The following is a 26,478-nucleotide window of genomic DNA, read 5'->3' on the forward strand; positions in this document are numbered from 1 at the left end:
TAAATCATAAATCTGTAAGATTATGGCTGATAAGATTCTAAAAAAACTCAAAATAAAAGTTTGGCGTCAAAAGAATGCCAAATCAAAAGGTAAATTCGAAACATATACAATCGAAAATATCTCAACCGGGTCTTCTTTCCTTGAAATGATGGATATCCTGAATTTCCAGCTTATTGAAGAAGGAATTGACCCAATTGCTTTCGACCACGACTGCCGCGAAGGTATCTGCGGTACTTGTAGTCTTTACATTAATGGCCGTCCGCACGGACCAGACACCGAGGTTACTACCTGCCAGTTGCACATGCGTAAGTTCAAAGATGGTGAAACCATTGTTATTGAGCCTTGGCGTGCACGTGCTTTCCCGGTAATTAAAGACCTTGTGGTTGACCGTACTGCTTTCGAGAAAATTCTTCAGGCTGGTGGTTTTGTATCGGTAAATACCGGTGGTGTTCCTGATGCCAATACAATTCCAATTCCGAAAGATGACGCTGAAGAGTCAATGGATGCAGCAGCATGTATCGGTTGTGGTGCTTGTGTGGCAGCTTGTAAAAACTCTTCGGCTATGTTGTTTGTTTCGGCAAAAGTTTCGCACCTGGCAAAATTGCCACAGGGTAAAGTTGAAGCTGCAAGCCGTGCTAAAAACATGGTATCGAAAATGGATGAACTTGGTTTTGGTGGTTGTACCAATACGCAGGCTTGCGAGGCCGAGTGTCCGAAGAGTATTTCGATTACAAACATTGCACGTTTGAACCGCGAATACCTGAAAGCAAGAATTAGCGAATAAGAAAATTCAAGCTATAAAGTTAAAAAGCCTTCTCAGTTTCTGGGAAGGCTTTTTGTTTCTAACAATCTTAGTCGTTTCAATTTTATTTTTCAATCGATCAAACTGTTTTCCCTTTGTGAGGGAAAATGTCGACAGACAAAAGGGTAGAGGACGACTATTTATAATTTATCAGACTCTACCCCTCATCCGTCAGCCGACGGGAGCTCCCCTTGCAAGGGGAGCCTTTGTACACAAATATTTTACGCTCAATTTCTGAAATAAGGTTTCTATATGAGGCGCATGACACGTTTAATTTCCAATTAGCTTTTGCATTTGCGCCTTTTCTAATGCTTAACATTAACCCCGGGCGACACTTTCGCCATCCGGCGGTTCGTTTGCCTGGGGCTAAATTATTAAGGACTTTCAGCCCTATGATATATTTTCTGTTGGCTAATAGTAAAAAATAGAGCGCTGAAAGTGCGTTTTATTACAGCCCGGGGCAAAGTAATTCAGCGAATTACGTCGCCCTGGGTTAGGATAATTTGATTTGAATCGTCCGGCGAAAGAAAATGAACGAAGCTAATTGGTTCTTCCGGACGAAATTTAACGGCAATATCCATAAAAAGCATTTTAAATGTTCACCTTTCATTTAGGTTATGATTTTATTTTCTGTTTCTAACCCTGTTAACTTCGTGCGAATATAGAGACAGAAAGGTATTAAAATAAGGCCATTCGCTAAAAGCAGCCTCCTGTTTTTCATACTAATAAACAAGTAGATGTGCATAAGTGTAAGGGCGAACACATGAATTCTCCATGCACAATCCATAACTTCGCATAAACACAAAGGAACATTATGCCATACAGACGTTTACCCACAACGGATAAAGCCAGAATACGCGCACTTAACGCAGCGCTGGCAAAGGTGATTAAGAATGAACACAAACTGGCGTTCTCGAATCATTCGGTTGAAGAACTTCAGAATGTAAAAAACACTTTTGAGAATCATCTTAGACAATACGAATTAGACACACGCCTACAGTCGGAAAATATAAAAGAGTACAAGGAAGCTTTTGATCGCGCTAAAATGTATGTTTCGCATTTTATACAGGTGCTGCAGTTTGCATCAGAACGTGGCGAGATAAACGGTGGAATTAAGTGTTACGGAAACCTGGCTTCTTTTGAAGGGAAAGTGCCGCCACTAAACACCGAAGAAGATATAATTGAGTGGGGCAAAATAATGGTGGAAGGCGAACAAAAGCGTAAACAAAATGGTGGGAGTGCCATTTACAATCCATCAATAGCACTGGTAAAATTTAAGGTGGAAGAATTGCACGATGCTTCGGTATTTCAACAAACCTTAAAACGAAATACTTTGCGTTCGTTCGATAAAATGCAGAAACTGCGTAAGATTACCAACGACTTTATAAGCAAGCTGTGGACAGAGATTGAAGAGAGTCTTGAGGTGGAATCACCAAAAGTAAAACGTCAATTGGCACAGGAATACGGTATTGTTTATGTATTTCGCCGTAACGAAAAGAAAAAGCTTTCGGCAGAAGAAATGCAGACCGATCTCTTATTTGAATTTGCTTAGAGAAAATTATTGTATTGATATTTTAGATCCCGGATTGGTGAAAACTGATCCGGGATTTTTTTTATACCGGAATTTCTTTCCCTGCATTCTGGCGTTTCAGCATCATCAGAAACACAAACGTTAGCGCAAGACTGATTCCGGCCATGTAATAACTGTCGCCGGTAGATCCGATTTCTTCATATTGTGGATTCATCATCCCGTTATTTATAAAGTACATGGCAATTACGGCAATAGCATTATTCAGGAAATGGGCAATAATGGGCAACCACATCGAGCCGCTCCAAACCAGCATATAACCAAACAGAGCACCAAGTAAAACCCGTGGTACAAAACCATAAAACTGCATGTGCAAAGCGCTGAATAGTATGGCTGAAATCCAGATTCCCCAATGGTGACTGCGCGTCATTTTGCTAAAAATCTTCTGAATAACTCCACGGAACAAAAGCTCTTCGCCAACTGCAGGTAGCAGAGCAATCATAAACACATTGAAAGCAAGTCCGCCAATGGTTTTTACATTTAAAAAGGCTTCGGTAATATCGGCGGCATTTTCTTCTGCATTGCGCATCCATTCTTCCACTCCCGATAGCCAGTCGGGGAAACTCATATTGCTGTTTAATTCCCCGATCAGGTTAATAAGCGGAGAGGCAAAAAACATCATCACAACAACCAGAATAACACTTTGCGAATTGAAGGTTTTATCGAGATAAAGGTATTCGTTTGATTTGCCATGAAACAGGTAGCCCAAAATAAACGGAGGGACGATAAAAAAGCCGATTGCCTGAACAACCTGGATAAATTTATAGAGGTTAATAATATGTTGTGGCGTTTCGGAATTTATTGCCGGAAGGTGCAAAACAGTGTTGAATCCCCAGATTGGAATGGCCACAGCAAGCGATAATACAAAGAAGATTAAAATGCTGGCCACCACAACAAATGCGGCAAAAAACAATTGCGAGAAGGGTTTCAGATCTCTGAATGCAGTAAATTCCATTTTTAAAAATGTTTCGGGCAAAGATAATTTTTATTGAGAAACCTGTAGTCACTAAAAATTGGGCTTATAATAGTTGGCTCAAGTTGAAATTTGATCTTAGTTTTTTGACCCTCTAAATCCCCCGAAGGGGGACAATTCCTCTCCGTCAGCTGACGGAAGGTTAGGTGGGGTCTTGATATGCATCTAATATGGCTTTTGAAAACTTCAATTAAGCTGAAACTACAATTCCCTGATCTTAATATTCCGGAACATAGTCAGTCCGCCATGATCCTGCAAGCCGATATGCCCCGATTTTGCCATACCATAGTCCGGAACTTCAGCCCACTTGCTTGCAGCTTTATTTTGCAGCCATTGGTCGGTCCAGAGTTCATATTCCACAACTTTGGTTCCGTTTAGCCAGTGCTCAACGTGGGGGCCTTTAACAATTATTCGCGTTGTGTTCCACTCGTCAACCGGTTTTACCTTTGCATTTTGAGGTGGATTCATACCGTAATTGGCGCCTGAATGCTGCCAGCCTTCCAGTTCGGTTGGCAACCCTTTGTCGTCAATCAACTGGTATTCCGGGCCCGATTCGTAAATGACGTCTGTAAGTCCTTCCTGAACGTGGTAAAAAACACCCGAGTTGCTTTCAGGTGTTACTTTCCACTCCAGGTACAATTCAAAATTGGTGTATTGTTTTTTTGATATAATGTCGCCGCCATGATCCGCCCCAATGCCTGAATTGTGCAATTCGCCGTTAATTACCTTCCATCCGGTAACTGCACCTCCGTTAAAGGTTTTCCAGTTATTGGTGGTTTTACCGTCGAACAGCAATTCCCATCCGGCCTCAATTTCTTGTTTTGTTAAGGTGTTTTCGCTTTTCTCCGTTGAACATGACAGGAAAATTAGTGCATAGCAAACGAGCAAAAGGGAACTATTTTTCATCTTTTGTTTTTTTGACTTAGGTTACAGGATGTAAATGTACAAAATCAGTGGCAATCAAAACGATAAGTGAATTGTTTTTGGTGATCGGCAGAAATTCCATCAATTCAGTTAACTTTAAGGAAACAAAATAATAAAGCGTGGAACTCAACAAATCAATAATCGGGATGGTGCATGTAAGCGCCTTGCCTGGTACTCCCAAATACCACCTTACTATACCGGAAATTATTAAAGCCGCTATCAGTGACGCACAAAAGCTTGAGCAAGGCGGTGTGGATGTCATTATGATCGAGAACATGCACGACCGGCCTTATCTGAATCGCGAAGTTGGGCCCGAAATTGTGGCTGCAATGACCGCCATTGCAACAAAACTGAGACAGGAGGTTTCGCTTCCTTTGGGAATACAGATTTTGGCCGGAGCCAACAAGCAGGCGCTGGCTGTGGCCTATGCTGCAGGTTTCGATTTTATCCGGGCCGAAGGATTTGTATTTGGGCATTTGGCCGATGAGGGAATGATGAACAGCGATGCTGCAGAACTTCTGCGTTACCGGAAACAAATCGGTGCCGACGACATAAAAATCTGGACCGATATTAAAAAGAAACACTCATCGCATGCCATTTCAGCCGACATTTCGATTTGTGACATGGCGAAAGCTGCCGGGTTCTTTTTAGCCGACGGTGTTATTGTTACCGGAAATGCAACGGGCGAAGAAGCATCGATAAAGGATGTGCAGGCTGTAGTTGAGGCGGTTAGGCTGCCGGTGCTGATTGGCTCCGGAATAACGGAGCAAAATATTGCCGGTTTCTGGCCGTATGCCGATGCCTTTATTGTGGGATCATCGTTTAAATACGATGGCAACTGGCAAAATGAAGTGGAATTGGAAAGGGTTCAGTCGTTTATGAGCCGGGTGAAGCATTTACGAAACAATTATCGACATTCGTTTGATTAAATTGCTTAGAATCAGTCGTGTGTGTCTGTTTGGGGCAAGGATGATGGTGTCGGGGCGTGGTCTAAAACGTCTGAAATACAATAAGATGCTAAAAAATTTTAATTTTATTTAAGTGTTAAATATCAGAATATTCTTTTTGCTGGTTGATTAATAATTAATGTTAATGCCATACATTTGATTAACAAATTGATAGAACATCATTTCCAAACCAACTTCGTACTAAAACAAATTTTAAGATTGAAAACAAGAACGATTCAGGAGAGCGTGCCGGATCGGTGATTGAAAGAAGGCTGTTGAGTTAACATCAGGCGCCGGATGGCAATTCATATAGCATTCTCTGAAATCAAGGCCGGGAACTGTTCTGTTTCACAAAAAACTTTGAATTATGAGTATAAAAAAACAATATTTAAAAAGTAAACCTGAGTGTAAAGTATCGTTTAGAGTAGCAAAAGCAGATGCTCCGGATGCTGATACAATTAAGATTGTGGGTGAATTTAATGGCTGGAACGAAAGTGTTGAGCCAATGAAAAAACTGAAAAGCGGTGATTTTACACAAACACTGAATCTTGAAACCGGTAAAGCTTACCAGTTTAAATATTTAATCGACAATTCGGTTTGGGAAAACGAAAGCGAAGCCGACAGTACTGCTCCCACCGGTATTGTTGAAGGCGAATTTAATTCGGTACTCGACCTGAATTAAACGCAATCAAGAAATTAAAAACAAAGGGATCTGTAGCCAGACGAAACGATCGTTTTCGCAGAACTAAGTTTGGAGTTTTGTTACGCCCGATTTCCCAAAGGGATGCAAAGCAGCAAGGTTAGCTTCACTGCAGATTGACAAAATAATTAGTCCGGACTGTCTGATCCGGGTTTCCAAAAAGGTATTTCACAAAGCCGCTTTATCTTTCCCGGTAAAGCGGCTTTTTCTTGTTTTTACACTGAATGCAGCTGGTTTTTCAGGCGACAGCAATTTTCATCACTTGATGTGATAATTCTAATCACAAGACAGCAAGAAATTTATCACTTGAGGAAAATAAAAAGATCACTTGAGGAAAAAACAAAAATGACAAGTGAAAAATATTCATGTGTCAAGACCCCCGGAAAGACAGAGCAGATCTCCTTTTAAGTCTGGTTTAATAATGCCCTTTCATCCTCCCCCACCCATCAAAATTTTTCTATATTTGCATGTTTTTTAAAATCAGTGGATTATAAGGTATTCTTATGAGTAATAAATTTCAGGAATATAAGCAGTTAGATTTAGCACAGATAAACAAGGATGTGCTTGCGCGTTGGGAGAAAGACGATACCTTTCATAAAAGTATTTCAACCCGCGAAGGGCACGAAACATTTGTATTTTACGAAGGACCGCCATCGGCAAACGGAATGCCGGGTATTCACCACGTGATGGCGCGTGCCATAAAAGATATTTTTTGCCGCTACAAAACCATGAAAGGTTTCCGTGTGCACCGTAAAGCCGGTTGGGACACGCATGGTTTGCCGGTGGAACTGAGCGTTGAAAAAGCGCTGAACATTACAAAAGACGATATAGGTAAGAAAATTACCGTTGAAGAATACAGCGACGCCTGCCGCAAAGAGGTGATGAAATACACCCGCGAGTGGGAAGAACTGACACGTAAAATGGGATATTGGGTAAATATGGACGATCCGTATATTACCTACGAAAACCAGTATATCGAGTCGGTTTGGTGGTTGCTGAAACAAATTTATAACAAAGGCTTGTTGTACAAAGGCTACACCATTCAGCCCTACTCGCCGGCAGCCGGAACAGGATTGAGCTCGCACGAGCTGAACCAGCCAGGATGTTACCGCGATGTAAAAGATACAACAGCCATTGCCCAGTTTAAAGCCTTGAGAAACGAAAGGTCGGAGTTCCTGTTCGAAGGAGTGGAAGCCGATCTTTATTTCCTGGCGTGGACGACCACTCCATGGACATTACCATCGAACACGGCACTGTGTGTGGGGCCGAACATTAAATATGTAAAAGTTCAGTCGTTTAATCCGTACACCGGCGATCCTGTAACATTGATTTTGGCGAAAGACCTTTTCCCGGTTTATTTCAGCTCGAAAAATGCAGAGTTGTCACTGGAAGATTACAAACCGGGCGATAAAAATATTCCATACAAAGTGCTGGCCGAGTACACCGGCGAGCAGTTAAGAGGTGTTCAGTACGAACAGCTGATTGATTGGGTAAAACCCGAAGGAAAAGCTTTCGAAGTAATTACCGGCGACTTTGTAACTATTGAAGATGGTACCGGAATCGTACATATCGCTCCTACTTTTGGTGCTGATGACGACCGCGTAGCAAAACAACACGGAATTTCGCCGCTGATCGTTATTGATACTGAAGGAAAACGTCAGGCTTTGGTAGACCGAAAAGGACGTTTTTACCCAACTATAGATTTAGATCCGGAGTTTGTTGAGAAGTATGTAAATACCGAAACCTATCACGAGTTTGCCGGCCGTTCGGTGAAAAACGAATACGACGACAAGCTGGAAGACGATGCTTCAACTGTTGATATCGATATTTCGGTAATGCTGAAACAGCAAAACAAGGCTTTCAAAATAGAGAAACATGTTCACAGTTATCCGCACTGCTGGAGAACTGATAAACCGGTATTGTATTACCCGCTTGATTCGTGGTTTATAAAATCAACCGCGGTGAAAGACAAAATGGTGGAGCTGAACAATACCATCAACTGGAAACCAAAATCAACCGGAACAGGACGTTTCGGAAACTGGCTGGAAAACCTGGTTGACTGGAACCTTAGCCGCTCGCGTTTCTGGGGAACACCGCTGCCAATCTGGAGAACAGAAGATGGTTCGGAAGAGATCTGTATCGGTTCGATGGAAGAATTGATGGCGGAGATCGACAAAGCGGTTGCTGCCGGATTTATGGCGGAAAATCCATTTGCCGAATTTAAAGTTGGCGATTACGAAAAAGCCAACTACGAAAAGATCGACCTGCATAAATCGCATGTCGATAATATCATTCTTGTTTCACCGTCGGGACAAAAAATGGAGCGCGAATCCGACCTTATCGATGTTTGGTTCGATTCGGGTGCGATGCCTTTTGCACAGCGCCATTATCCTTTCGAGTGGAAAGAGAATTTTAAAGATGTATTCCCGGCCGATTTTATTGCTGAGGGTGTTGACCAGACACGTGGATGGTTCTTCACGTTGCATGCCATTGCAACAATGATCGATGAGTCGGTAGCATTCAAAAATATTATCTCAAACGGACTGGTACTGGACAAAAACGGCGTGAAAATGTCGAAACGTCTGGGTAATGCTGTCGATCCGTTCGAAACCATCGATAAATACGGTTCCGATCCGTTGCGCTGGTACATGATTACCAATGCGCAGCCGTGGGATAACCTGAAATTTGATATCGAAGGTGTTGAGGAAGTAAAACGTAAGTTCTTCGGAACATTATACAATACCTACAATTTCTTCGCATTGTACGCCAATGTTGATGGTTTTACTTATGCTGAAGAAGAAATTCCTGTAGCGCAACGTCCGGAGATCGATCGCTGGATTATTTCGTTGCTGAACTCACTGATTAAAGAAGTGGGCGACAGCTACGAAAATTACGAGCCAACACGTGCAGGCCGTGCTATTTCGGAGTTTGTAAGCGAAAACCTGAGTAACTGGTTCGTACGTTTAAGCCGTAAACGTTACTGGGGTGGCGAATATTCTACCGATAAAATTTCGGCTTATCAAACGCTTTATACTTGTTTGGAGGTGGTGTCGAAATTAATGTCGCCAATTGCGCCGTTTTATGCCGACCTGCTATACAACGATCTGAATAAAGCTACCGGAAAAGCCGAAGATCAGAGCGTGCACCTGGTTGATTTTCCTGCTTTTGCGGAAGAACTGATCGACAAAGACCTGGAAGAAAAAATGGCCATTGCGCAAAAAGCTTCTTCAATGATTTTGGCACTACGCCGAAAAGAAAAGCTGAAAGTACGCCAACCACTCGCTAAAATTATGGTACCGGTATTAAATCCGCACTTTAAAGAGCAATTCGAGGCGGTTTCAAATATCATTCTGGCAGAAGTAAACGTTAAAGAAGTTGAGTTCTTAACCGATACGGCAGGGGTGATCAAAAAGAAGATCAAGCCGAACTTTAAGGCACTCGGTCCGAAATACGGTAAAATGATGAAACAAATTGCCGGAGCGGTAAATCAGCTGGATCAGAATGCCATTTCGGCTTTTGAAAGTACCGGAGAATATGAGTTGACAGTGGGAGAAGAAAAAGTTATGCTTTCGTTGGACGACGTTGAAATTCAAACCGAAGATATTCCGGGATGGACAGTGGCCACCGAAGGACAAATGACTATCGCTTTGGATATCAATGTGTCGGAAGAGCTGAAACAAGAGGGAATTGCCCGTGAATTTATCAACAAAATACAGAACTTACGAAAGGATAATGATTTTGAGGTAACCGATCGGATTAAGTTGCGTATTGCAAAACACGAAGAGTATAATGTAGCGGTTGAAAACCACAAAGAATACATTTGTACACAGACTCTTGCCGACGTTCTTGAATTGGTTGATAGTGCTAATTTGACAGGGGCCACCGAGGTGGAGATTGACAAAGAGGTAGTCGCCAAAATTGAGATAAAAAAGGTTAGCTAAATATTTGTTAACAAGGACAGCAAATGATGGACTTTTTTATTACTTTAGGGCCTTGTTGAAAAAAAAGAGGAACTTAAAACCCACGAATTATGGGAGACAAAAACAGATATTCGGATGAAGAGTTGATGGAATTCAAAAAGATCATTCTTGATAAGCTTGAAAAAGCGCAGGAAGATTACACAATGTACAAGAATTCAATCACTCAAAGCGATGGTAATGATATTTCTGATACCTCGCCAACGTTTAAAGTATTGGAAGAGGGCGCAGCTACACTTTCTAAAGAGGAAGCTGGAAAATTAGCTCAGCGTCAGTTAAAATTTATTCAGCACTTACAAGCTGCTCTTATTCGTATCGAAAATAAAACTTATGGCGTTTGTCGCGAGACCGGCAAGTTAATAGCTAAAGAAAGATTGCGTGCAGTTCCTCATGCAACACTTAGTATTGATGCGAAACAAGGAAAATAATAAGTAAAAGAAACGAATTGGAATTGCTCTTCGAAAATACTGATTAGAATTTTCGAAGAGCATTTCTGTTATAAAGGGTTAGTATATGTCGCGTTCCGTAAAATCACTGATAATTATATTCTCCATTTTAGTTGTCGATCAGGTTCTGAAATTCTGGATAAAAACCAACCTGTCGATCGGTGATGAGATTGTGGTGTTTAAAGATTGGTTTATCCTTCATTTTGTGGAAAATAACGGTATGGCTTTTGGTTTTGAGTTTGCCGGCGAATATGGAAAAATGTTCCTGAGTGTTTTCCGTATTGTTGCGGTAATTGCCATTGGTTGGTACCTGTTTAAACTGGCCAGACAAAAAGATGTGCCTTTTGGTTTTGTAGCTTGTATTGCACTGATTTTTGCCGGTGCCATCGGGAATATCATCGACAGTCTTTTTTACGGAATGATATTTAACCACAGCTACGGACAGGTGGCTACATTGTTTCCTGCTGAAGGCGGTTATTCCAGCTTCCTGCACGGAAGAGTGGTTGATATGTTTTATTTCCCGCTGCTTGAAGGTCGCTATCCCGAGTGGATACCAAGAATTGGAGGAAATCCGTTTATCTTTTTCCGTCCTGTTTTTAATATCGCCGATTCGGCAATTACAGTAGGTATCTTTTCAATTTTGCTTTTCTACCGCAAGTATTTTAATAAACTGGAAGAAAGCAAAAGCGATAGCGAAGAGGTGGAAGCTGAGCAAACAGCTTAGGTATTCAGAACCGCAGGTTAATTACGGTTTACCTTTATGCAGAGGGACTTGGTAACAGTCACAAAATCACTCATTTTGTTTTACCTTTGCAAAATCATACGATTTCAGAAAAATTATGAAACGAGCAGAGAACTACATGGAATTAATGGAAGCCATTAAGCAGCGAGTTACATATGATACCGCTGAAAACGAACAATTTTAATCATATGAATCAACTATACATTTATAATACGCTGAGCCGAAAAAAGGTAGCGTTTAAGCCACTTGTTGAAGGTCGTGTTGGTTTGTACGTATGCGGGCCAACAGTTTACAGCAACTCGCACCTTGGGCACGCCCGCCCGTTTATTACTTTCGATTTGTTGTACCGATACCTTACTTTTCTCGGAAACAAAGTTCGTTACGTGCGCAACATTACCGATGTTGGTCACCTTGAAGATGAGGTGGAAGGTGTTGGCGAAGACCGTATTGCCAAAAAAGCGCGTTTGGAGCAGCTGGAGCCAATGGAAGTGGTTCAGAAATACATGAACACTTTTCATCGGAATATGGACGATCTGAACGTTACACGTCCGAGCATTGAGCCACGTGCGTCGGGTCATATCATTGAGCAAATTCAGGTGATTGAGGGTATTCTGAAAAACGGGTATGCCTACGAAGCCAATGGCTCGGTTTATTTCGATGTAGATAAATACAACAACGATTACAAGTACGGAAAACTTTCCGGCCGTAATCTGGATGACATAAAAACCAACACCCGCAAACTTGACGGGCAGGATGAAAAGAAAAACTCTTTTGATTTTGCCTTGTGGAAAAAAGCGGCACCCGAGCACATTATGCGCTGGCCTTCGCCATGGAGCGATGGTTTCCCGGGATGGCACCTCGAATGTTCGGCAATGAGCACAAAATATTTGGGCGAACAGTTTGATATTCACGGTGGCGGAATGGATTTGACATTCCCTCACCACGAATGTGAGATTGCACAAAATACAGCTTGCCGCGGGCAGGAATCGGTGCGTTACTGGATGCACAATAACATGATCACCATTAACGGGCAGAAAATGGCGCGCTCGCTGGGTAACTTTATTACTTTGGATGAGTTGTTTACCGGTACGCACGAAATTCTGGAGCAGTCTTATTCGCCAATGACCATCCGCTTCTTCATTTTGCAGGCGCATTATCGCAGCACCATCGATTTCTCAAATGAAGCGTTACAGGCCTCAGAAAAAGGTTTGGAGCGTTTGATGGCTGCTATGAAGACCCTTGGCGAATTAACTTCTGCTGATACTTCTACAGTTGATGTAGCACCATTGAAGGAGAAATGTTTCGCTGCCTTAAGTGACGATTTAAACAGCCCGATTGCTATTGCGCATCTTTTTGACGGGGTAAAAATGATCAACTCGATTAAAGCCGGTACGGAGAAAATTTCTGCAGCTGATCTTGAAGATCTGAAAGCCTTTTACAATGCAGTGGTTTTCGATATTCTTGGTTTAAAAGAAGAAGGTGAAACAGGAAGCGGAAACAACGAAGTATTGGGTGGTGCTGTTGAATTGCTCATAAACCTGCGAAAGGATGCAAAAGCCAATAAAGATTGGGGAACTGCCGATAAAATTCGCGACGAATTAAATGCCATTGGCATTGAGTTAAAAGACACCAAAGATGGTGTAGAGTGGAGTGTAAAATAATTGTAGAATGATGAATGTGGATTAACGATTGATAAAGGAAGATCTGAAGTCAAAAATCGTTAATCGAAATTCGCAAATCAAAATATAAAGCTATGTTTTCAGGAATAGTTGAAGAATACGGAACTGTAGTTGCCGTTGAAAAAGAGCAGGAGAATGTGCATTTTACCTTAACCTGTTCGTTTGCCGACGAGCTGAAAGTTGACCAGAGTTTATCGCACAACGGCGTTTGTTTAACCGTTGTTTGGGTGGATAAAGCTGAAAAGAAATACAAAGTTACTGCGATTAAAGAAACGCTGCTTAAGTCGAATCTTGGCTTGCTGGAAGTAGGGTCGAAAGTGAATCTGGAACGCAGTATGATGATGAATGGCCGATTGGATGGGCACATTGTTCAGGGGCACGTTGACCAGACTGCAAAGTGTGTAAAAATTGAAGAGGCCGACGGAAGCTGGTATTACACTTTTGAATACGAGTTTGATCTGGATAAAGCTAAACAAGGTTATATGACCGTTGAAAAAGGCTCGGTAACAGTTAATGGTGTCAGTCTTACCGTGGTAAACTCAAAAGATAATTCTTTCCAGGTGGCTATTATTCCTTTCACGCAGGAAGTTACCAATTTCCACACTTTTGAAGTGGGATCGGTAATTAACCTTGAGTTTGACATTATTGGAAAATACCTGAGTAAATTGAATTCGTACAGCAAATAGAAAAACCACATAGTGTTTTTAATAGGGTCCGTTTTGCGGGCCTTTTTTTGTTTCAATTTTCTTCGCCTCATAAAGAAAAGATTTCACGCAGAGAACGCTAAGAATATCGCAAAGTATACAAAGTCGTGTTTAATACTTATATCATCTTTGCGAACTTTGCACTTCTTCATTTCTTTGCGTGAAAAGTTATATATAACCTTCCACTTCTGTTGGTTGTTCACGGAAATCACGTTTGTATTTTTGTGAACATAAGTCTGGCCATCCTGTTCTTATTAGAAAAAATAACTAACTTTTCAGAATGAAACGAGCACGTAAACATTCTCCTCTGTGATAATGATTAGATGTGCGAGTTACATACGATACCTTAAAAATAAACAGTTTTAATCGTATGAATCGAACAGCATTAATAACCGGAGCATCAAAACGTATCGGCCGATCGTTAACAGAACATCTGGCCGAAAAAGGCTGGAATGTTGTGCTGCACTACAATTCTTCGGCAAAAGGAGCCAATGAGCTGGTTGAAGAACTTGAGAAAAAATATCCAGATCAGGAATTCAGGGCAGTACAAGCCAACCTTGCGGAAACAGATAAGGTAGTGGCATTGATACCCAAACTGGCTGCCCGAAACATCAAAGTTGATTTGTTGGTAAATAATGCTTCTGTATTCGATCGTGGCTACCTGAAAGGCACCTCAGTTGAGCTTTTTGATTCACAGCTGGATGTCAACCTAAAAGCTCCGTTTTTTCTTATCCGTGACTTTGCCAATTATTTCAAATCAGGCAACATCATTAATTTTGTAGATACGCGAATAACCTCAAATGCTTCAAACTTTGCGGCTTATTCCATCTCGAAAAAAGCACTTTGGGAACTCACAAAAATGGCGGCCTTGGAATTTGCTCCCGATATCAGGATAAATGCTATTGCACCCGGTGTTACCTTGCCTCCTGAAGACGAGGATGAGGATTACCTGGAAAAGCTGGCGCAGGGTATTCCGATGAAAAAACCGGGAGGAGTGGAGCCGATTTTGAAAAGTTTGGATTATATTTTGGAAAATGATCATCTCACCGGGCAATTGCTGTTTGCCGACGGCGGAGAAAACCTTGGAAAAAACCTTTAAATATGGCTAAAATACGCGTAAAAGATTTGCTAATCAGAACCTACATCGGATTTAATCCCGATGAATTGGTGAATAAACAGGATGTAGTGATCAACCTTGAGATTGAAACTGATATTCCTGAATCGGCCCTCGAATCAGACGAGCCCGAAGACATTTTCAACTATAAAGTGATCACCAAAAAAATAATTACATTGGTTCAGGAGGGGCGCTTTAAATTACTGGAAGTGCTCACCAAACGTATTCTCGACACGATAATGGAGGATGAAAAAGTCAAGTGGGCTCGTGTTGAAGTGGATAAGCCACATGCTTTGCGTTTTGCTGAATCGGTATCGATGGAAATGGAGGCCAGTCGATGAACATTGTAATTATCGGCATAGGCTCAAACATAAACCCAGATGAGAATATTGCCAAAATGATTGAAATCCTGAATGAGGAGGTTACGGTGCTTGAAGTTTCTTCAATGATAAAAACCAAACCGATTGGAATTAAGTACCAGGCCGATTTTACTAACGGAGCGGTAAAGGTTTGCACACGTTTGACTGAGCCTGAACTGAAAAAGTTACTTAAACAAATTGAAGACCGGATGGGGCGCGACCGGACGGGGCCAAAATTCGGACCACGTTGTATCGATCTGGATATTGCCGTATGGAACGGCGAGGTAGTTGATGAAGATTATTACACGCGCGACTTTCTGAGAAATAGTGTGGAGGAGCTGGGTGGAGTAGCAAAAAAGTAAGGTCAAACCACCGGTTCTATATTTAATGATTTGACCTCCTATACCAATGTTGGTTAATTAACCATTCTTTTTATTTTACCCCCGACCCCTAACGGGGAGCAGGGCAAGTCCCCTTTAGGGGATTTAGGGGTAAAATAAATCCGTCTTCTATTATTTTTTATTCTTTAAAAACAGTTCGTTTAAACCTGAAATTCCGCCAACTTCTTCAAGGTCGGTAACCACAAAATCGGCACCGCCTTCAGCTAATTCCTTCTCGTTGTTTTCGCGGGCAATACCCAGTGTTAAGCCAAATTCTCCTTTTGCTCCGGCCTGAACACCTGAAACAGCATCTTCAACAACAATGGCTTTTGCAGGAGTGGATTTCAGCATATCGCAGGCAGTGGTAAAAATATCCGGTTCCGGCTTGCCGTGTAAACCCAGCTCTGCCGAAACTACGCCGTCAACGCGGGCACCAAACATTTTTAGCATGTCAACAGCCTCCAAAACCGGCGCACAGTTTTTGCTCGACGATGCCACTCCCAGTTTTATACCTGCTTCTTTAAGGTCGTTTAGCATTTGTGCTGTCGATTCGTAAACCTCAACGCCATCACGGTCAATGACTTCGTTAAAAGCTTCGTTTTTGCGGTTGCCTAGCCCACAAATCGTTTCCATACCCGGAGCATCGGAAGGATCGCCAAACTCGATGCTAATATTACGCGACTCTAAAAACGAAGCCACTCCTTTGTAACGTGGTTTTCCATCAACAAAAGCCAGGTAATCGCTTTGTGTAAATTCATTAAAAGTTTCTCCTGTTTCTTCAGCGTGTTTTTGCAGGTATTCGTCAAACATTTTCTTCCATGCTGCGGCGTGCGTTATGGCGGTTTTGGTAATTACTCCGTCCATATCGAAAATAACTGCTTCAAATGCTAAGTTTCCCATTTTCTATTCCTTTTTCTTATTTGCCACAAAATTAGGCATTTATTGCGGAAGAGGATTTAAAATTGCGTAAAACTGATATTTATCGTGTTGCAAATTGATTTAAGCGCGTTAAATTTGTAGCGTAGTAAAATTAAAAGTCATGATTAAATTTTTAATGGCTATCTACCTCCACAACCGAAGTTTCCTGAATATCAAAAACAGGGACGCTTACGCTATTCTGTAATTCATTCGCGTGCCGGGAAAGCTCCGGCTAATCAATTTTTTTTAGTAACACGAAAGTATTTTGTCTGGCAGCAGCGAGGCTATAATCTTTCATTCAATTATGAATTATGGAATTACCATTTGCAGAATCATATAAAATCAAGATGGTGGAACCCATCTATAAAAGTACGCGTGAACAGCGCAAAGAGTGGATAAAACAAGCAAACTACAACCTTTTTAATTTACGAAGCGAGCAGGTTTTTATCGACCTGTTGACCGACAGTGGAACCGGTGCCATGAGCCAAAATCAGTGGGCCGCAATTATGACCGGCGACGAAAGTTATGCCGGATCATCGTCGTATTATCATTTAAAAGATGCAATAAAAAACATTCTTGGTTTTGATTACTTTTTGCCAACTCATCAGGGGCGCGCTGCCGAAAATGTCTTGTTTTCGGTGCTGGTAAAAGAAGATGATGTAGTGCCCGGAAACAGTCATTTTGATACCACAAAAGGCCACATTGAATACCGGAAAGCATCGGCTGTTGATTGCACGATCGACGAGGCTTTTGATACTGAATCATTGCATCCGTTTAAGGGAAATCTGGATTTAAACAAGCTGGAAGCCGTTTATTCAACACACCCGGCAGAGCAAATTCCTATGGTTATTGTCACGCTAACCTGCAACACTTCAGGCGGGCAGCCGGTGTCGATGCAAAACTTACGCGATGTGCATACGCTGTCGAAAAAATATGGAATAAAAGTGGTGTTCGATTCGGCTCGTTTTGCCGAAAATGCCTGGTTTATTCAGCAACGTGAAGATGAATACCGCAACAGCACGATCAAGGAAATTGTGGCTGAAATGTTTTCATATGCTGACGCCATGACCATGAGCAGTAAAAAGGACGGCATTGTAAATATTGGTGGTTTTATTGCCATGAAAGACGAAGAGCTGTTAAAACAAGCGTCAGTTTTTAATATCATGTTCGAGGGTTTTAATACCTATGGCGGAATGGCCGGACGTGATATGAATGCCCTTGCTGTTGGACTGGACGAGGTTACAACAGGGTATTACCTTGAAAACCGGATTCAGCAGGTGGCATATTTGGGCAACAAATTGATTGAGTGGGGAATTCCGGTGCAGAAACCCATTGGCGGACATGCTGTTTTTGTTGATGCCAAAAAGTTTTTAGGGCACGTTCCTAAAGAGGAGTACATCGCGCAAACACTGGCCATCGAATTGTATCTTGAGGCAGGAGTTCGTGGGGTAGAAGTAGGAACATTGCTGGCCGACCGTGATCCCAAAACGCGTGAAAACCGTTATCCGAAACTGGAAATGTTACGTTTGGCAATTCCGCGCCGCACCTACACCAACAACCACATGGATGTAGTGGCGGTGGCGCTGAAAAATATCTTCGACCGAAGGGAAGAGATTGATCACGGTTACCGCATTAAAAAGGAAGCGCCAATTATGCGCCATTTCTCAGTAGAGCTGGAGCATGCCGAAAAGGGGCGTAAAAAATAAGCCGGTTTGTTATAATTGATCGGCGTAGTGATGGGTGAATTCTTTAAAGCTTAAGGCATAGGATTCACCCATTGTTTTTTCATATTTTGAACGAAACGACTCGAAATTGAACTTGGCTAAATGCGTATTATTTGCTTTTTGTAAAGCCCATATTTGCAGGTAAAGCGCTTCTTCGTTCAGGTCGTCGTAATCCAAAATACGTTGCGATACCTTTTCAACTTCTTTTGGTTTATTCTCTTTTTTATAATCGGAAGCCAGCTTTAACAAATTGTCAATTACCTGGTTGCCGGTAAATCCTCTCACTTCGTCGAGCCATGGCCAGTCCACTCCTTTTAAGAGCCGGCCTTTTTTAACCAAATGGAAAAACAACTGCAACTGCTGCCGCGACATGCCATCAGGAATTTTACAAAGTTGAAAAGCCTCCACGTAATCGCAGAAAAAGTCTTCCGAAAGATTTAAATTCAGATAACCATTCTGAGAGGTAATTTCTATTTTGTTGAAATGAACCAGAATCTTTCGCAATTTATTCAGTGTAACTGCGCGGTTGTTAGCCACCTTTTTGTCCTCAATTCCGTACCACAGCGTTTCGTTAACATCGGGAATAGGCGCACCAATTCCATTCTTCATAGTGTGGATCAGCGTGAAAATAAACAACTCCCGAACTTTTGGAGTGAATAGATCGGTAACATCTTCGTTTTTGTTGTTAATCGCCTTGAATTCGCCAAAAAGCTGAATCTGGTTTTTTGTTGGTGTTTCAGGTTTATTGACTAGTATCGAATGTTTTCGTGCATTCATTTTTCGGAGCAAAACAAAAATCAACACCAGGAAAACAAAGGTGATTGATCCCAGAATGGCAACAATTGTTTTGGTTGAAAGTAAGGTGCCCGGGGCTTCCGTTGTTTGGTAAGTAATTTCTTCATCGAGTGCCAGCCGGCTAATTTCTTCATTACCCAACGGACGGTTCCAGATATACAGGTTGTCGATGTACCCTCTAAGACTGGCTCCGCCTGAAAGGGCACTGCCAATAAAAATATCGTTGGTACCGGAGTAGGGTGGATGGCCATCGGAACCACCAACATACAGTCCATTCACAAAAATGGCTTGTTGGCCGGTTTCTAAAATATAGCGCCAGGTAAGGTGGTACCACTTGTTGGTTTCCAGTAGTTCGTCCGACATAAAATCGTTGGCCCATAGTCCGAAATAAGGATGCCCTGAGCGCAGCACCAGGTGAAGTCCTCTTCTGTATCCTGTTTCATCATTTCCTAAAATCGCATTATCTCCAAACTCCAGAATATCAATAAATTTTACAAAACAGCTAATGGTAAAACTACTGTTGGGCAGACCGTATAACTCGGGATGGCCAAGGTTTACATTGGCATTTTCCGGCAAGCGAAGTACGTTTCCACGGTCAATATCCTGGCTAAACGTAAAACCGTTTCCGTCAAAGGTACGTTCGGGGTTCGCTGCATCCGCCAGCTCGTTCTCGAAATGAAAACTGGCCATTAAACCCCGGTTAAGGTCGAGCGGAGTGGCCAGAATTGAATACTGTTCGGGTTTTACCATTTCGGCAGTGATGGTAAGTTGCGAAGGTGTTAAACTAAAACCCGGAACAAACGGGGTTAATATCATTTCTTCGCCACCACGAATGGGAAAGCTGAACTTCCCTCCGGTGATCAGCGTTTCGGCATTTTTCCAGAAAACACGCTCAAAGTTTTTTCCCACGGTTCGAACCTGTCCTTTTACGGCCTCAAAAGAATGTAGCTGTTCGATAATAAATCCAAAATTGTAGATGCTTCTTTCAACAAAAAGGAAATTGGGTTTTTTGCCGAATTTTGTCCAGCTTTCAAGCAGAAAGTTGATGTATTCAGGAAACATGTCGCGGTTAACCTGCGAGGTGGAAACACCGATTGGTAAACGGTCGAAATTACTGATTTTAAAAAGTTCCTTATTGATGTTCGCTTCCCTTTTCAGAATTGCAGAGTTGGGTGTGATCTGACTAGCACCAATCTCAAGCGCATAGTCGGAAGTTTCGTGCAGAATCCGGCTTTCGTTTTCGATGTCGCCCTCAACAAAAAATATAACCCTTCGGTTGGCCTGTACCAAATATTCTATCGAGGGCCATTTTTCTCCTTGTGGTAAAAAGAATATCTGATCGGAAAGACTGCTTGCGTTTATTACAGAGTCGAGTACATGTACATTGCCCGAATAGTTAATAAATACAGGTACTACCTTCGATTCTTTCTCTTGCAGTATCAATTCTATTTTTTCCAGAATTTCGGAAAATGGAACAGCGCTGTTTTGCAGGCGTATTCCTACAGAATCAGAAATAACGGCTAATTCTATTCCGGTCCAGTTATTATCTTTTATAAAATTTAGAAGTCGGTTATTTTGGTATTCGGCGGGTGTTAGTTGACCTATCAAAAAGGAGTTGTCGGCAAAATCGTTGGCTTTGCCAGGTAAACAAAAGGCAATTCCGGCAAAAAGCCATAAGAATAGCTTCAAAATTATCTTGTTCGGCATCCTGTATGTTCTTCTGATTGGAATGATAATGTCCTTAATTTGATATTATTTTCAGCCCAAATATATTAAAATATACGTAAACTGATATTTTTTCATTAAAAATTAAGTTTCTCAAAATGCTTTTTAATCAATATGTTATCGAAAAAATTAAGATTAAATTAAGAGGTCGTTAAGACACATTTAGCACAAATATTAAGAAGCAGCTAATTACGCGCGTGTATAATTGCGGTTCAAATTGACGACGAATGACTGATAAGACAATTAAACGCAAACACTACATGCTTTTTGTTGCGGGAGGACTGAGTGTAATACTCTTTTTGCTGTTATTTGATAAAACAGTTGACTATACTTCAACAAATGATTTTTGTAATTCATGTCATGTGCACCCACATGCTGAAACCAGCTGGAAACTATCAGTTCATCATAATACCCCCAGTGGCGTTTCTGTAAAATGTGTTGACTGCCACTTACCACCGGAAGATCAAACGGCTCGTTTTTTAACCCGTAAAGCTTATCATGGATTTCATGATTTGTACGCTTACCTGACAATGGATATTGAACAAATTGATTGGGCGGCTAAACGATCGGTTGAAGCCTCAAAACATTTCGTTTACGAAGATGGATGTTTGAAATGCCATACAAACATGTTTCCCTCAACGCTGAATGAGCAGGGATCTTTGCAACATATAAAATATATTCGCGATCCGGAGAATAACTCGTGTATGCAGTGCCATCATGATGTTGGACATTACCGTGGAGAACCCAACCTGCTGGCTGGATTGGAAGAAACGGTGGATCCGACACAAATCTATACTGAGCCTGCAAAAGTAAAAGCTTTTGAAACATTTGAAGAACAGATACCGGGAACAGCGGTATCGTTTAAAATGATTGCCATCCCAGGTGGTCAGTTTAAAATGGGAAGCCCGGCTGATGAGCCATACCGCGAAAGGGATGAAGGACCGGTTCGCGATGTGGAAGTAAGTAATTTCTGGATGGCAGAGATAGAAGTATCATGGGATGAGTACCTGGCCTTTTTTACGGCTACCGGCTCGCAGGGGCGGAAAGAAGCTGTGGAAGTTGATGAAGAAACCGATGGCGTTTCGGGTGCTACACCACCATGGGGAGCTCCGGATCAGGGCTGGGGAAAAGGAACACGTCCGGCAATTACTATGAGTCATCACGCTGCCGAAACTTATTGTAGGTGGCTGACTCAGGAAACCGGAAGAAAATACCGTTTGCCAACCGAAGCAGAGTGGGAATATGCAGCGCGCGGAGGAACACAAATGCCCTATTTCTTCGAAGGATCGCCTAAAGATTTTGAAGCTGATGGTTTTATCAAAAAATTATTTGGCAGCAATAAAGAAGTGATCAACCAGTATGTGATTTCGCACTTGAACAGTCCAAATAAAACTCAACAGCCCGATGCCGTTGAGGCCAATCCTTTTGGGTTGAAAAATATGTTGGGTAATGTGGCTGAATTTTGCCTCGATTATTACGATCCGCAGGTGTATGGTAAATACCCGAAAGGTGTGGTGAAAAATCCGAGAGGCCCACGAAACGGAATGGAACACGTGGTTCGGGGAGGTTCGTTCCGCAACTCGCCAAAAGACTTGCGTGTGGCTGCCCGCGACTTTACAAAAACCGATGCATGGTTAGTAACCGATCCGCAAATCCCAAAAAGTATTTGGTGGTATTCTGATACCAAAAGTGTTGGTTTCAGAGTGGTTTGCGAGTACAATGAAGAAATGTTTACAACAGAAAAAAATTAAAACAAAATACAATGAGTAAAGATCAACTATCACGCAGGAATTTTCTGGAGAAATCAGCATTAATCGGTGCTGCCGGAGTAATTGGTTTAAATGCACTGAGTTCTTGTAAGAACACAACAAAAGAGGTTGATTATGAATTTCCCCCGCTGCTTGATCAGGCTCCCGATGGAAAGGAGTTGAAAGTAGGATTGGTAGGCTGTGGAAACAGGGGAACCGGCGCTGCGTTGAACTTTTTGGCAGCAGGGCACGGGTTGCACCTGGTAGCACTGGCCGATGTTTTTGAAGATAAAGTATGGGATTGCCGCGATAAATTGTTAAAACAACGCGTTGAAGTACCTGAAGCAAACTGTTTCTGGGGATTCGATGCTTATAAAAGTTTGCTGGATGTGGATTTGGATGTGGTAATTTTGGCTACACCTCCGCATTTCCGCCCTATGCATTTTGATGCTGCGGTGCAGGCAAAAAAACATGTATTTCTTGAAAAACCTGTTTGTGTTGATCCGGTAGGAGCACGCCAGATAATGGCTACCTCAAAAAAAGCGGAGAACATGGGCTTGTCGGTAATTACCGGAACACAACGTCGCCACAGCCGCGATTACCTGGAGACTTACCGCCAGGTGGCATCAGGAGCTATCGGCGATTTGGTGGCTGCAAAAGCTTACTGGCTGCAGTCGCATGTTTGGTTCCGTACCCGCGAAGAAGGTTGGAGCGATATGGAATACATGCTGCGTAACTGGAACAGCTTCTGTTGGTTGGGTGGCGATCATATTTTGGATACCCATGTTCACAACATCGATATTGTAAACTGGTTTATGGGAAAAACACCCGAATCAGCAATTGGTTTTGGTGGACGTCACCGCAGGTTAACCGGTGATCAGTACGATTTCTTTAGTATTGATTTTGACTTTGGAAATGGAATTTCGTCGCACAGTTTTTCGCGTCAGATCGATGGTTGTGCTAACCAACTTGGCGAAGTGATTATGGGAACCGAAGGTTACACGAATTGTAAAAACACGGTCTTCAACCACGATGGTTCGGTGAAATGGACTTACGAATATCCAAAAAATAAGGATGGCCGTTCTACCGGAGTTGTAGCGGTTTCGCCTTACGTGCAGGAACATATTCACCTGGTAACTGCAATCCGCACCAACAAACCGGTTGTGGAGGCACACCGTACAGCCGAGTCTACATTAACGGCGATTATGGGACGAACCGCTGCTTATACCGGGCAAAAAGTAACCTGGGAAGATATGATGACTTCGAACGAAAAGCTGGGACCGGGAACGTACGAAATGGGCCCGGTTGACATGGAATTTCCAATACCAAAACAGGGAACTCAACATAAAGCATAAAAACAGAGTATGAAACTATCCGTTGTAATACCATTATTTAACGAAAGCGCCGTTTTATCGTTGCTGATAAACGAAGTGCACCATAACCTGATGACTTTGGGCGAAGCTTTCGAAGTGGTGTGTGTTGATGACGGAAGTGCCGATGATACGCTTCAACAGCTTCTCGAAATGAAATCGAAGAAGCCGGAGTTAAAAGTAGTATCGCTATCAAGAAATTTTGGATTGCAGGCTGCCATAGCTGCCGGTTTGGAATACACCAAAGGCGAGTATGTAGTAGTAATGGATGGCGATATGCAGGATCCGCCGGAGTTGATAAAAGAGCTTTACCAGAAAATAAGTGCCACCAAAGGCGATGTGGTTTCGGCTGTGCGTTCGGAGCGTGGCGAAAAGTTCAGCAAGCGTTTTTACATCAATGTATTTCATAAAATTTTCCGGAATATTTCGGAAGAACAACAACTGGAGCAGGCGGGTAACTTTTGTATAATGAGCCGCCGGGCTGTTTCGGCCATATTAAAATTTACCGAGCAGAACCGTTATTTCCCGGGCATCCGCAATTTTATCGGTTTTCAGCACGATACCATAGTTTACGAGCGTCCGGACAGAGCCGAAGGCATCGCCAAAATGACCAGCAAAAAACTGTTTGCGCTGGCGGCTGATGCTATTTATTCGTTCTCGAAATGGCCCATAAAACTGTGTTTGTATTTGGGTTTGTTGGGCGTTTTGGTGTTTTTACTTGCCATTATTTATACGCTGATTTCAAAATACACAGGGTTGGCGCCAACAGGTTGGTCGTCTACCTTTTTGGCGATTAGTTTTTTTGGCTCGGTGCAGCTTACTTTTTTGGGGCTCATCGGCGAATATATTTACCGCATTTACAAGGAAGTACAAAAGCGCCCGGTTTACCTGGTGAAGGAGTTTTATGAATAAATTAACCGACATATTAACTGCACGCAATGTGTTTCGCATCAGCTTGTTTGTTGCTGCTGCGATCTTGCTGTCGTTAGCGCCAAAGGCGGCTGTTAATGTCGATGAAATGTTGCATTACCCGCACGCCAAACGGGTGGTAAACTGGTATTCCACCGGTGGCGAAGATGCATCGTGCCTTGATACTCCTGTTGACAACCTGAAATATTACGGTCAGTCGGTTGATAACCTCACTGCACTGATCAACCGTGTACTCTCCATCGAAAATGAATTTCTGACACGACATTTTACTGGAGCTGTATTTTTCTTCCTGCTACTGGTGTTTGCCGGTTTGCTGGGAAAAGAAATTTCTAATTCATATTGGGTGGCAGCAACTGTCGTTTTATCGCTGATGCTCACGCCGCGTTTATTTGGGCAGGCATTTGGCAACTTAAAAGACATTCCGTTTGCAGCCGGTTATGTGGCCGGCATTTACTTCATAATAAAATACTTAAAACAATTCCCGAAAGTGAACTGGAGAACAGTGATCGGTCTTGGATTGGCCATCGCTTTTACCTGTTCGGTGCGTATTGGCGGATTAATTCTTTTTGCCTACCTCGGATTGGGAATTGTGGTTATCGTTCTTTTGAAGCCTTTTTTACTTAAATATATCGTTTCAACTAAATCTTGTTTTGTAAGGTTAATGGGCCAGTGGCTGGTAATAGTATTTGCAGGTTATTTCCTCGGACTATTATTCTGGCCCTATGCCTTGCAGGACGTAGTGCGTCATCCGCTCGAAAGTTTATCGGTGATGGAGCACTACAAAATCAGCATTAAACAGTTGTTCGAAGGCGAGGTAATCTGGAGTTCATCGCTGCCATGGCATTACCTTATAAAATGGATTTTGATTGCAACACCCGAGTTTATTTTGCTCGGGGCTCTATACTTCATAGCCTTTTTAACCTATAAGTTTTCTAAACCGTTAAGCGAACAACTCAGTATAGAGTTGTTCGTCTTTTTTACGCTGCTTTTCCCGGTGGTGTATGTAATTGTTATCGGATCGAACCTGTACAGCGGACTCCGGCAAATGTTATTTGTGGTTCCGGTGATGGTTGTTTTGGCAGTTAGTGGAGTGTTTCAGTTCTTAAAATCTGACATTAGCAAGAACGTAAAAATTCCGGCCATCGCGCTGTTTTTTGTGTTGATGATTTTGCCCTTTCAACACCAGGCGAAAACTTTTCCGGCAGATTATATCTATTTCAACGCCATTTCAGGAGGAAATAAAACGGCTTGGGGTAATTACGAATACGACTATTATTTCCACGGAATGAAGGAGGCAACTGATTATTTGATCTCCGAGATTGGTGATAAAGAATCCACAGTAGCGATGAATTGCCAGTTGCCCAATTATTTTGAGAAGATACCCAACATTGATTTTCAATACACACGATACCTTGAACGAAGCTCAGTAAATTGGGATTATGCATTATTTGGGGTGAATTATATTCATCCATATTTGCTGAAGAATGATACCTGGCAATCGACAAGGATTGTGAAAACATTTTACCATAAAGGCAATCCATTGGTGGTTCTTTTACAAAGGCAATCGAAAGACGATTTTGAAGGGATTGATCTTTTGAAACACCGAAAATGGGACGAAGCCGAAGTATTATTAAAAAAGGAACTGGAAACAGACCCCAATAATGTTTGGATGTTTGTAAATTTGGCGAATTTGAAACTGGCGCAACGCAAGTATGCCGAGCTTGACCAATTATTGGAAAAAGGCAGGACAATACATCCATACTACGAGCCGTTGTATTTGCTCGAGGCGCAAAAATTATTCGATCAGGGAAAGTTTGACGAAAGTTATTCGGTTTTGGAAGAGCTAATGGCAGTGAATCCGCGTTACAAAAATGCGGCACCACTATTGAAGAGAGTGAAAGAGAAATTAAATAAGTAATACGAATATTAAAAT

Annotated in this window: 21 protein-coding genes; 17 read left to right on the forward strand and 4 right to left on the reverse strand. The window is 42.2% G+C overall.

Translation table 11 applies throughout. The features are described from left to right. The first annotated feature begins 22 nt into the window (after positions 1 to 22). Positions 23 to 784, forward strand: a complete 762-nt coding sequence (locus LH29_RS02285; RefSeq protein ID WP_045025922.1) for a succinate dehydrogenase/fumarate reductase iron-sulfur subunit — start codon at positions 23 to 25, stop codon at positions 782 to 784. An 832-nt stretch (positions 785 to 1,616) separates the two neighbouring features. Continuing rightward, entirely contained in the window at positions 1,617 to 2,354 is a 738-nt protein-coding gene (locus LH29_RS02290; RefSeq protein ID WP_045025923.1) for a hypothetical protein, read from the forward strand. Between the two features lie 61 nt (positions 2,355 to 2,415). Here the strand turns inward: LH29_RS02290 and LH29_RS02295 are convergent, their stop codons facing one another. Both LH29_RS02295 and LH29_RS02300 read right to left on the reverse strand, forming a co-directional pair. Next, a complete protein-coding gene (locus LH29_RS02295) occupies positions 2,416 to 3,345 on the reverse strand; it encodes a CPBP family intramembrane glutamic endopeptidase (RefSeq protein ID WP_157493538.1) in 930 nt (309 codons plus the stop codon). Positions 3,346 to 3,564: 219 nt separating this feature from the next. Further along, a complete protein-coding gene (locus LH29_RS02300) occupies positions 3,565 to 4,269 on the reverse strand; it encodes a 3-keto-disaccharide hydrolase (protein WP_052670552.1) in 705 nt (234 codons plus the stop codon). 137 nt (positions 4,270 to 4,406) lie between these two features. On the opposite strand from LH29_RS02300, the gene LH29_RS02305 reads away from it, so the two are divergent. The 10 genes from LH29_RS02305 to folK all read left to right on the forward strand — a co-directional run bounded on the left by LH29_RS02305 (position 4,407) and on the right by folK (position 15,317). Continuing rightward, on the forward strand, positions 4,407 to 5,216 hold the full coding sequence (locus LH29_RS02305; RefSeq protein WP_045025924.1) for a BtpA/SgcQ family protein: 810 nt from the start codon (positions 4,407 to 4,409) through the stop codon (positions 5,214 to 5,216). Between the two features lie 385 nt (positions 5,217 to 5,601). Next, positions 5,602 to 5,916: an isoamylase early set domain-containing protein gene (locus LH29_RS02310; protein ID WP_045025925.1), complete on the forward strand. Its 315-nt coding sequence runs from the start codon at positions 5,602 to 5,604 to the stop codon at positions 5,914 to 5,916. 521 nt (positions 5,917 to 6,437) lie between these two features. Continuing rightward, entirely contained in the window at positions 6,438 to 9,875 is a 3,438-nt protein-coding gene (ileS, locus tag LH29_RS02315; RefSeq protein ID WP_045025926.1) for an isoleucine--tRNA ligase, read from the forward strand. A gap of 89 nt (positions 9,876 to 9,964) precedes the next feature. Then, on the forward strand, positions 9,965 to 10,339 hold the full coding sequence (locus tag LH29_RS02320) for a TraR/DksA family transcriptional regulator (protein ID WP_045025927.1): 375 nt from the start codon (positions 9,965 to 9,967) through the stop codon (positions 10,337 to 10,339). An 85-nt stretch (positions 10,340 to 10,424) separates the two neighbouring features. Further along, positions 10,425 to 11,081 (forward strand): lipoprotein signal peptidase, encoded by a 657-nt coding sequence (locus LH29_RS02325; protein WP_045025928.1) that lies wholly within the window; start codon positions 10,425 to 10,427, stop codon positions 11,079 to 11,081. A 206-nt stretch (positions 11,082 to 11,287) separates the two neighbouring features. Beyond that, a complete protein-coding gene (gene cysS / locus LH29_RS02330) occupies positions 11,288 to 12,760 on the forward strand; it encodes a cysteine--tRNA ligase (protein ID WP_045025929.1) in 1,473 nt (490 codons plus the stop codon). 92 nt (positions 12,761 to 12,852) lie between these two features. After that, positions 12,853 to 13,464 (forward strand): riboflavin synthase, encoded by a 612-nt coding sequence (locus LH29_RS02335; RefSeq protein WP_045025930.1) that lies wholly within the window; start codon positions 12,853 to 12,855, stop codon positions 13,462 to 13,464. A gap of 388 nt (positions 13,465 to 13,852) precedes the next feature. After that, positions 13,853 to 14,581: an SDR family NAD(P)-dependent oxidoreductase gene (locus LH29_RS02340; protein ID WP_045025931.1), complete on the forward strand. Its 729-nt coding sequence runs from the start codon at positions 13,853 to 13,855 to the stop codon at positions 14,579 to 14,581. 2 nt (positions 14,582 to 14,583) lie between these two features. Beyond that, positions 14,584 to 14,937, forward strand: a complete 354-nt coding sequence (locus tag LH29_RS02345; RefSeq protein WP_045025932.1) for a dihydroneopterin aldolase — start codon at positions 14,584 to 14,586, stop codon at positions 14,935 to 14,937. Beyond that, positions 14,934 to 15,317, forward strand: a complete 384-nt coding sequence (gene folK, locus LH29_RS02350; protein WP_045025933.1) for a 2-amino-4-hydroxy-6-hydroxymethyldihydropteridine diphosphokinase — start codon at positions 14,934 to 14,936, stop codon at positions 15,315 to 15,317. The genes LH29_RS02345 and folK overlap by 4 nt, the downstream gene beginning before the upstream one ends. 150 nt (positions 15,318 to 15,467) lie before the next feature. Here the strand turns inward: folK and LH29_RS02355 are convergent, their stop codons facing one another. Beyond that, positions 15,468 to 16,235: an HAD family hydrolase gene (locus tag LH29_RS02355; RefSeq protein WP_045025934.1), complete on the reverse strand. Its 768-nt coding sequence runs from the start codon at positions 16,233 to 16,235 to the stop codon at positions 15,468 to 15,470. Between the two features lie 329 nt (positions 16,236 to 16,564). Here LH29_RS02355 and LH29_RS02360 point away from each other — a divergent pair, with 329 nt between their 5' ends. Then, entirely contained in the window at positions 16,565 to 17,959 is a 1,395-nt protein-coding gene (locus LH29_RS02360) for a tryptophanase (protein ID WP_045025935.1), read from the forward strand. 9 nt (positions 17,960 to 17,968) lie between these two features. Here LH29_RS02360 and LH29_RS02365 read toward each other — a convergent pair whose 3' ends face one another. Next, positions 17,969 to 20,461 (reverse strand): LamG-like jellyroll fold domain-containing protein, encoded by a 2,493-nt coding sequence (locus tag LH29_RS02365; protein ID WP_198152327.1) that lies wholly within the window; start codon positions 20,459 to 20,461, stop codon positions 17,969 to 17,971. A gap of 263 nt (positions 20,462 to 20,724) precedes the next feature. Between LH29_RS02365 and LH29_RS02370 the strand changes: the two genes are divergently transcribed. From LH29_RS02370 to LH29_RS02385, 4 genes are read left to right on the forward strand one after another with little or no spacing between them, the layout of a single operon-like run. Beyond that, entirely contained in the window at positions 20,725 to 22,248 is a 1,524-nt protein-coding gene (locus LH29_RS02370) for an SUMF1/EgtB/PvdO family nonheme iron enzyme (protein WP_045025937.1), read from the forward strand. Positions 22,249 to 22,259: 11 nt separating this feature from the next. Then, a complete protein-coding gene (locus tag LH29_RS02375) occupies positions 22,260 to 23,600 on the forward strand; it encodes a Gfo/Idh/MocA family protein (RefSeq protein ID WP_045025938.1) in 1,341 nt (446 codons plus the stop codon). 9 nt (positions 23,601 to 23,609) lie between these two features. After that, complete coding sequence (locus LH29_RS02380) at positions 23,610 to 24,527, forward strand: glycosyltransferase family 2 protein (protein WP_045025939.1); 918 nt, start codon at positions 23,610 to 23,612, stop codon at positions 24,525 to 24,527. After that, the gene (locus LH29_RS02385; RefSeq protein ID WP_045025940.1) at positions 24,520 to 26,463 is read left to right on the forward strand and encodes a phospholipid carrier-dependent glycosyltransferase; all 1,944 of its coding nucleotides are present in this window, start codon (positions 24,520 to 24,522) and stop codon (positions 26,461 to 26,463) included. The genes LH29_RS02380 and LH29_RS02385 overlap by 8 nt, the downstream gene beginning before the upstream one ends. Positions 26,464 to 26,478 lie beyond the last annotated feature (15 nt).

This window comes from Draconibacterium sediminis (assembly GCF_000949475.1).
Taxonomy (GTDB): Bacteria; Bacteroidota; Bacteroidia; order Bacteroidales; family Prolixibacteraceae; genus Draconibacterium; species Draconibacterium sediminis.

What these genes read in the sequence shown, in the direction of transcription:
- LH29_RS02285 (WP_045025922.1), top strand. Translation starts at nt 23, where the DNA reads ATGGCTGATAAGATTCTAAAAAAACTCAAAATAAAAGTTTGGCGTCAA.
- LH29_RS02290 (WP_045025923.1), top strand. Translation starts at nt 1,617, where the DNA reads ATGCCATACAGACGTTTACCCACAACGGATAAAGCCAGAATACGCGCA.
- LH29_RS02295 (WP_157493538.1), bottom strand. Translation starts at nt 3,345, where the DNA reads ATGGAATTTACTGCATTCAGAGATCTGAAACCCTTCTCGCAATTGTTT.
- LH29_RS02300 (WP_052670552.1), bottom strand. Translation starts at nt 4,269, where the DNA reads ATGAAAAATAGTTCCCTTTTGCTCGTTTGCTATGCACTAATTTTCCTG.
- LH29_RS02310 (WP_045025925.1), top strand. Translation starts at nt 5,602, where the DNA reads ATGAGTATAAAAAAACAATATTTAAAAAGTAAACCTGAGTGTAAAGTA.
- ileS (WP_045025926.1), top strand. Translation starts at nt 6,438, where the DNA reads ATGAGTAATAAATTTCAGGAATATAAGCAGTTAGATTTAGCACAGATA.
- LH29_RS02320 (WP_045025927.1), top strand. Translation starts at nt 9,965, where the DNA reads ATGGGAGACAAAAACAGATATTCGGATGAAGAGTTGATGGAATTCAAA.
- LH29_RS02325 (WP_045025928.1), top strand. Translation starts at nt 10,425, where the DNA reads ATGTCGCGTTCCGTAAAATCACTGATAATTATATTCTCCATTTTAGTT.
- cysS (WP_045025929.1), top strand. Translation starts at nt 11,288, where the DNA reads ATGAATCAACTATACATTTATAATACGCTGAGCCGAAAAAAGGTAGCG.
- LH29_RS02335 (WP_045025930.1), top strand. Translation starts at nt 12,853, where the DNA reads ATGTTTTCAGGAATAGTTGAAGAATACGGAACTGTAGTTGCCGTTGAA.
- LH29_RS02340 (WP_045025931.1), top strand. Translation starts at nt 13,853, where the DNA reads ATGAATCGAACAGCATTAATAACCGGAGCATCAAAACGTATCGGCCGA.
- LH29_RS02345 (WP_045025932.1), top strand. Translation starts at nt 14,584, where the DNA reads ATGGCTAAAATACGCGTAAAAGATTTGCTAATCAGAACCTACATCGGA.
- folK (WP_045025933.1), top strand. Translation starts at nt 14,934, where the DNA reads ATGAACATTGTAATTATCGGCATAGGCTCAAACATAAACCCAGATGAG.
- LH29_RS02355 (WP_045025934.1), bottom strand. Translation starts at nt 16,235, where the DNA reads ATGGGAAACTTAGCATTTGAAGCAGTTATTTTCGATATGGACGGAGTA.
- LH29_RS02360 (WP_045025935.1), top strand. Translation starts at nt 16,565, where the DNA reads ATGGAATTACCATTTGCAGAATCATATAAAATCAAGATGGTGGAACCC.
- LH29_RS02370 (WP_045025937.1), top strand. Translation starts at nt 20,725, where the DNA reads ATGACTGATAAGACAATTAAACGCAAACACTACATGCTTTTTGTTGCG.
- LH29_RS02375 (WP_045025938.1), top strand. Translation starts at nt 22,260, where the DNA reads ATGAGTAAAGATCAACTATCACGCAGGAATTTTCTGGAGAAATCAGCA.
- LH29_RS02380 (WP_045025939.1), top strand. Translation starts at nt 23,610, where the DNA reads ATGAAACTATCCGTTGTAATACCATTATTTAACGAAAGCGCCGTTTTA.
- LH29_RS02385 (WP_045025940.1), top strand. Translation starts at nt 24,520, where the DNA reads ATGAATAAATTAACCGACATATTAACTGCACGCAATGTGTTTCGCATC.